This window comes from uncultured Methanobrevibacter sp. (assembly GCF_902771435.1).
In the GTDB taxonomy this organism is placed as follows: Archaea; Methanobacteriota; Methanobacteria; order Methanobacteriales; family Methanobacteriaceae; genus Methanocatella.
Window position 1 is genome coordinate 1 of sequence record NZ_CACXXB010000070.1, and the last position, 4,303, is coordinate 4,303.

General features: G+C 35.2%; 4 protein-coding genes and 1 tRNA gene. 2 read left to right on the forward strand and 3 right to left on the reverse strand.

The features are described 5' to 3' along the window. Positions 1-12 precede the first annotated feature (12 nt). A tRNA-Ser gene (locus QZU83_RS10255) sits at positions 13-97 on the reverse strand. A 223-nt stretch (positions 98-320) separates the two neighbouring features. On the opposite strand from QZU83_RS10255, the gene QZU83_RS10260 reads away from it, so the two are divergent. Then, on the forward strand, positions 321-878 hold the full coding sequence (locus QZU83_RS10260; protein ID WP_295611898.1) for a LemA family protein: 558 nt from the start codon (positions 321-323) through the stop codon (positions 876-878). Between the two features lie 18 nt (positions 879-896). Beyond that, positions 897-2,690, forward strand: a complete 1,794-nt coding sequence (locus tag QZU83_RS10265; RefSeq protein WP_295611895.1) for a DUF2207 domain-containing protein — start codon at positions 897-899, stop codon at positions 2,688-2,690. A gap of 292 nt (positions 2,691-2,982) precedes the next feature. Here the strand turns inward: QZU83_RS10265 and QZU83_RS10270 are convergent, their stop codons facing one another. Together QZU83_RS10270 and QZU83_RS10275 are read right to left on the reverse strand one after the other, a co-directional pair. Then, complete coding sequence (locus QZU83_RS10270; RefSeq protein WP_295611896.1) at positions 2,983-3,948, reverse strand: RNA-guided pseudouridylation complex pseudouridine synthase subunit Cbf5; 966 nt, start codon at positions 3,946-3,948, stop codon at positions 2,983-2,985. Between the two features lie 62 nt (positions 3,949-4,010). Then, positions 4,011-4,232: a 50S ribosomal protein L14e gene (locus QZU83_RS10275; RefSeq protein WP_295611897.1), complete on the reverse strand. Its 222-nt coding sequence runs from the start codon at positions 4,230-4,232 to the stop codon at positions 4,011-4,013. Positions 4,233-4,303: the final 71 nt, after the last annotated feature.

A 4,303-nucleotide genomic window follows, 5' to 3' on the forward strand; every position in this document is an offset into this window, starting at 1 on the left:
AAAACTAATAAACGCCGAGACTGGGATTTGAACCCAGGAGGGCTGAACGCCCACGAGATTTCCAGTCTCGCGCCTTACCAGGCTAGACTATCTCGGCATAAAATAGTTAGCAATACTTGCACATCATATTGTCTAGAATAATATGATAAAATAATATATCCACTTCAACATATATAAAGTTATTGTTTAAACTAGATAATTTTAAAAAAATCTTGGAAACCTAATAATAATTAACACTTCATTACTAAAAAAATTACGAAAATAAAAAGACAAAATATATCTTTTTAATAGAATACATAATTAATTAGGTGAATAAAATGATGGATATCCTTGTAATTATTGTATTAATAGTAGCAATCCTTTTCATTGTTTTTACTATCATACACTTATATAACAATTTAGTAAGTCTTAGAAATCGAGTGAAAAACAGCTATGCACAAATAGAAGTACAATTGAAAAGAAGAAATGATCTTATTCCAAATCTTGTCGAAACCGTTAAAGGCTATGCCGGACACGAAAAAGAAGTGTTTGAAAATGTTACAAAAGCAAGAAGCAATGTCATGAATGCATCAAACATTGAAGAGGCAAGTGAAGCGGACAACCAGTTAACCGGTGCTTTGAAAAACCTGTTCGCAGTGGCTGAAAATTATCCGGAACTAAAAGCCAATTCCAATTTCCAGCAATTGCAGTCAGAATTGACCGAAACTGAAGATAAAATTTCATATGCAAGACAATTCTATAACGATGTTGTTTATAAATACAACAATGCGTGCGAGCAGTTCCCAAGCAGTCTTTTCGCTCGTATGTTCAACTTCCATGAAGCAGAATTCTATAAAGCTCCTGAAAGCGAAACTGCAGTACCTGAAGTTAAATTTTAAAATAAAAGGTGAAATTATATGAATGTTAAAAAAACATTTTGTATAATTTTATTATTCTTTATATTATTTTCAACAATAGCCATCGTTTCGGCAGATGACAATAAAAGCTATAGAATTGATCAGGGCTACATTGAGCTAACCGTTGGAAATAATGGTCTACTTCATGTAGATGAAATATATCATTATACATTTCAGGGCACCTTCAATGGAGTATATAGGGACATTCCCCTAAAAGAGGGAGAAACCATCGACAATATTACAGTACATACTGAAGGAGCCTATTCAGAAACGAAAGTAACTGACGAAAATGGAGTAAAGCATCTGAAAATATATCTATATGCCGATGAAGCCCACACACAAAAGATTTCAGACACCAGCGTAAATGTCTACATCAGTTATGACATGAAAAATACCGTTACCCTATTTAATGATGTTGCAGGACTTCAGTACAAACTATGGGGAGAAAACTGGGATGTGGGCGTTAATGGCCTAAGCGCAGTTGTTCACCTACCAGGAAATAAGAACATCGAATATTTCCTAAATCCTCAGGAGTATAACTCTTCAAGTGACCTGACAAACAATACCATTTCCGTAACATCAACTTCAATTCCGTCTGGAGAATTTTACGAATTGCTCGTTTTGATGCCTTTGAGTGATTTTGACAATGCAACTTATGCAAGACACGTGAATGGAATGGGACGTGAACAGATAATTCATAATCTTGATGAAAGCGTAAACGGAAGAAACTTCTGGAACACATCATTCATTGTTCTGGGATTGCTGTCCCTCATAAGTCCAATTGCATCAATAATCATTTACCTCAGATTCGGAAGGGAACCTAAAGTGAATTATGACGGAATTTATGAAAGGGAACCTCCAACTGATGATCCGCCTGCGATGGTGAATGCATTAATCGACAACAGCAGGGATATCGGAACACCCAATATGAATGGATTTGAAGCTACGATACTAAATCTCATTGACAAAAAGGTCTTTGAACTGGAAGCCCGAAGAGATCCTAATACTGATTTGACAGACCTCTACTTAAAATTAAATAGAGAACGAACTTCCAGTCTGTCTATTCATGAAAATACAGTTTTCGACATTATGGAAATGTTTTCAGACAGCAACGATATCGTAAACCTCTCAAATTTAAACAATGACCTGTCATATGAATCCAACGCCAAAATGTTTATGGAAGAATATAATGAATGGCAGCAGGACGTAAAACATGAATATCTGGATTCTGATAATCTTGAACTCTATTTCAACAATAAGGGATCCAAATTTATGAAAATTTTGGGAATCTGTGGAATACTCCTTGGAATAATCATTTTCGTATTAGGATTATTTACAAATCTCAGAAATGGAATATTTGCAATTGGAGGTGGAATTGCCCTTGCAATCTTTTCACTTATTGTAATATTCCTTCCTAATGATATTTTCGGACAATGGACCAAAAAAGGCAGAGTATTCTATCTTAAATGGAGCAACTTTAAGAAATTCCTAAAGGACAACAGTTTAATTAACGAACACCCTCCGGAATCAATTGTTGTGTGGAAAAAGTACCTTATTTACGGCGCTGCACTCGGAGTGGCGGACAATGTCTATAAATCCATGAAACTCCAGGAAAAGAATATATCTGTATACGATGATGACGTATTCCTTTACCACCACTATGGAGGATACTACATGATGCATAATGCATTTATGACAGGCCAATCCTCAGCCAATCCATCAACCGACAGTGATTTCGGTGATTTCGGTGGCCTCGGAGGAGGATCAGGTGGTGGAGGCGGAGGCGCTTTCTAGCACTCCTCCTTTTTATTATTTTTTAAAACATTAATTTTTCAGATTATACAGTAAAAAAACCAAATCTGCATTGCCACTTATACATCTAAAAAAACAAATAATGAAAAACCACAAATAGATTAACTTTAAATTAAGAAACGATAAACTTAATAAAATTAAAAATTAGAAAACACGAAATAATCAAAGCTACTTTTAATATAAGACATGGAATTTTGACTGCTACTTGACAATAATCTTAACTGTTTTTTTTGAGGAAATTATATAAAATCGAAAACAAAGAATTCAAGTAAGTTTACTTCCAGAACCTTGGATAAGTATCAGGTTTCATAAATACTTTGGAAACATTAACTGCAAATCCAGAATCCGCTTCAAGAATTTCATTTGAAGTCAATAAGGAATGACCTGCACCGACCAGTTCCCCTTTAAGAGTTTCGATTGCTACAATATCATTCTTTTGAATGTTATCTGCCAAACTGGATATTCCACCACATGCAAGATCTGCACCGTGACAAACCGCATCTACAGCAGAATCCTTAATAACAATCTTTGGAAGGTAATCTGCAGCCCTTTCCATCGGCATTATTGCATCACGAAGGAATGATTCATCACCATCTTCAATCCAGAAATGGTATGCATCGGTAACATCCTGTAATGTAACCAGATTATTTTTTTCCGTGAATGAACCTACCTGTGTCCTTCTAAGCTCAGCCATATGAGCTCCTACACCTAAAGCTTCACCTATATTGTGGCAGTATGTTCTCACATAGGTTCCTGCTTCGCAGCCTATTCTGAAAAGCACATCTCTGCCTTCTATTTCATAAATAGTTGAATAGTAAATGTTACGTGTTCTGAGTTCACGTTTTACGGCTGACTTTACAGGAGGCAATTGGAATATCTTACCTGTAAATTCGGCAAATACTTCACGAATTTTATCCTCAGAAACATCCTGATGGAACGTCAATAAACACACATATTCCTTAGGAGCTGTTAAAAGTAGTTGTATTGCACGGGTTGCTTCATCAAGACCAACCGGCAAAATTCCAGTTACTTTAGGATCCAGTGTTCCACCGTGACCTGATTTTTCAATTGGTAAAATTCGTTTAATCCATGAGTCTATTTCATGAGATGTCGGACCTGACGGTTTATCCAGGTTAATTACACCTTTAGAGATATAATCAGTAATTTCTCTTTCTTCCGGTTTGCAGCCGAAATTAGGATCAGTGAAACTTCTGGATTTTGTAACCATCTCAAACTTCATGAAAAAAACCTTAAAAAATAGTATAAAAAATAGTAAAATAATGAATAAACTTAATTATTCATTTATAAATCTGCTAAAGCTGCTTTGATAGCTTCGATATCGCCTGAAACATCGATAGTGTCTTCAGTTGGTTCTAAGTGAGCAATATTACATCTTCTGTTTTTAACTGCTTCGCCAACAACTTCTACAAAGTTTTCATCGATAATTTCAACAATTGCGCATTTTTCGCCTGCTTCTCTACCAGCAATTTTAACACATACTCTACCTACTTCGATTGATGCCATTTATATCACCTTTAATGTTTGAATAATGATTTCTGATACTTTTTCAGGATTGAAAGTACCAGTATTTATAA